Annotated in this window: 3 protein-coding genes; 2 read left to right on the forward strand and 1 reads right to left on the reverse strand. The window is 41.4% G+C overall.

Annotated elements, in window-relative coordinates; translation table 11 throughout:
- Positions 1-519 (reverse strand): Hint domain-containing protein (locus BUB81_RS21770; RefSeq protein ID WP_175555858.1); only part of this gene is annotated, 519 nt, incomplete at its 3' end.
- Between the two features lie 285 nt (positions 520-804).
- Here BUB81_RS21770 and BUB81_RS21775 point away from each other — a divergent pair.
- Positions 805-1785: a response regulator transcription factor gene (locus tag BUB81_RS21775; protein WP_073325473.1), complete on the forward strand. Its 981-nt coding sequence runs from the start codon at positions 805-807 to the stop codon at positions 1783-1785.
- Between the two features lie 4 nt (positions 1786-1789).
- Positions 1790-2701, forward strand: a complete 912-nt coding sequence (locus tag BUB81_RS21780) for a response regulator transcription factor (RefSeq protein ID WP_073325474.1) — start codon at positions 1790-1792, stop codon at positions 2699-2701.
- The last annotated feature ends 185 nt before the right edge of the window (positions 2702-2886 follow it).

A 2886-nucleotide genomic window follows, 5' to 3' on the forward strand; every position in this document is an offset into this window, starting at 1 on the left:
ACCAAATGCACCAGCTTTGATTTTAACCGGGGCTTTGTGAATAGACGCGCCAATGCCATTACGGATAGTCTCGTACCCCATCCAGCGAACGGTTAGCACTCGGCCATCGGCAGATAATACTTTATCGCCCATTTTAATGGATTCAACCGGGCGCTCCCCATCAGGCGTACGAATAGAAGTGCCGGCAAGGAAGCAGTATGTATAAGGGTCGGACGTGTTAAAGTTTTGCAATGAGGAACCGACTGCAGTGGAATAACTATTGTCATTGGTAAATAGATATGAGTAACCGTTAAAGTCATCTCGTACAACTACACCTTTTGCGGTAGTGCCGATAACTGTACCAGCCGTGCCCGAAAACATAGTAATTGAATCACCAATAGCAACCTGGTTATCAGGATTGCCATCTCGATTGTCGTTTAGTGCATTATACGAACCTGAATAGTTGTTACCATTATAAATAGTATAATTTGGCGAACTACCACTCAGATAAAAACGATAATTGAATACTTCTGCTGCCATAGCTACATCCCTTACTTCGTATTATAAATCCCAAACCGGATAAGATTATCTGCAAAATGAGACAGTTATTTCAAAAGACGCCATCGTAAACTCACGTATAGGGCGCATCAATGGGAAGTTTGGGGTGTTGTGCTAACTTATTATTTTGAAGCTTTTGTCATAATAATTCGATGAAACGGATTAAGTTAGTGACCATAGCACTCTAGTTGTTTATTATTTGTATTTAAACAATTGTTTTAACATAGGAGTTTGGGGCTATTGATTTAACCGACAGCCTGAGATTTTGTGAGTAATATTAATTTTTTATCAAAAACAAATCAGGTGGTAAGTGAACTCTTTGAGCTCGCGTATAGGGTTCCCATCGGCGAATTTAAGCAGCATTGCTTTGAGTTAATCGCGCGTCACCTGGGCATTGATTCAGGCGTTTGGATTACACGTACTGAACAACAAGTGCGGTTTTATGAAGAGGATAGCTTCACCTTCAATTTACCGGATGGGTTTATGGAGGATTACCATCACTTGAGTACTGTTTCCCAACAAGTGCAACAAGTGTTTGGCGTAATGCTGGGAAATCTCGATAAAACCTGTGATATTCTTGATATTGTGCCAAAGCAAGAATGGCTCGGTTCCGACATGTACAAATTATATTGTCAAAAATATGATTTGCACCACTCACTGATGACTATTTCAGTTAATCCTCAAAGCCAGGTCATGAACATAATAACGTTTGCCCGCCATGACGCTGAACATTCATTTTCCGAACATGACAAATTATGTAAGGAATTCCTGGTGCCAAACATGATAGAGGCATTACGAATTAATATACTTAGCGCCTTTATACCACTCCCTAACGCGATGCTGGCGCACCGAGCGGTATTAGATGGTTATGGCAATATAATCGAAGCAGAAGAACCCTTTATAGCTGTATTGGAGCAGGCTAATTTAATCATAAACAATAAAGTTCAAATCGATGTTTCACACGGTGATGAGTCATTTTCAGTGTCTTCGTTACAATTCCGGGTCACAAACTATAGCGGATTACGATTCGTAGAAGTGCAAACAACTCCTTTGGAGGAACTGCTCGGCCAACGAAAACTAGAAATCGGCCATTGGCTGGCTAAGGGAAAAAGTAACAAAGAAATTGGCAATCATTTGGGCATTTCGGAAGCCACAGTGAAAAACCACCTGAAACAAATATTCAGAATTTTGGATGTATCTTCCAGGCAGCAAGCGATCTCATACTTTCACCAACAGCTAAAAAGTTAACCCTATGGCTCTGATGCAACTCACTCATCACTCACAAGAACAACGGCTTGGAAAGTGTATTTCAAAAATATATCACCATACTCAGGGTAATACCCTAGATACCTTCAAGCAGCATTGTTTCCGCGAAATCTGCCAGGTCGTCGACCTGGGGCCGAGCTATTGGTTGATTGAAGACACTGAAGGGCATCTGTTGGCTCATACACTGCTAGCCACTAATACAGTTGCGTGCCCTGATGCTTTAAATGATTCACAAATTGCACTATTGCAAACATTACCTGCCGACGGAATGGCCAAAATGCTTGATGACAATATATTCAGCAAGCAACTTTCTGCCTGTGCTTTAGCTGTTAAGCAAGCTGACTCTAACCTTATCCATCGTTTTTTGTTTTTACCAGCGCAGAAGGACACATCGTTAGACGAAGAGCAATTACAACAACTGCAATTTATTGCGCCGCATTTAGCAACGGCAACCCGGCTTAAAACCCTGCAAAATGCACGTCTAAAGCGCAGAGGCATCCATGTTGCACACGCGATCTGTAATCATTCCGGCAGCATACTTGAAATGAGCGAAACTTTTCGCGCCGTTTTAAGCGAGCAAATCCCTAGATGGCGAGGCATTAGCCTTCCCTTTAGCCCCTCAACAACACGTTCGTTTGTAATTGAGGAGAACTGCATTTTTCATATTGAGCCATTACTGGGTTATTGGTCGGTAGAAGTCATGTATTTCGAAAATATGTTTTGCCAGCTGAGCAACAAAGAAAAGCAAATTTGCTTCTTGCTAAAAAAACATTTTAAAAATAAGCAGATTGCTGAAGAACTGGGTATTTCGCAAAAAACCGTCGACAATCACCTTACAAATATTTATAGAAAAACGGATCTTTCATCAAGACACGCGGTGATTGCCAACCTCAAATAAACAATGCCGCCAACGGCCAGGGAATCTTGAAAAGCTATTGTATTGCAAGATTCTTTGGCCTGACTAATTTGCCTCGTTTGCTATATTGATGGCGTTAATGTATAGGCGCTTGAGTTTTTCAAATCACGCCAAAACATCATGTTACTGTACTTCTCAAATAGCTCTGGCGGAAGCACGGTTTTTCG

It is taken from the genome of Marisediminitalea aggregata (genome assembly GCF_900129565.1).
In the GTDB taxonomy this organism is placed as follows: Bacteria; Pseudomonadota; Gammaproteobacteria; order Enterobacterales; family Alteromonadaceae; genus Alteromonas; species Alteromonas aggregata.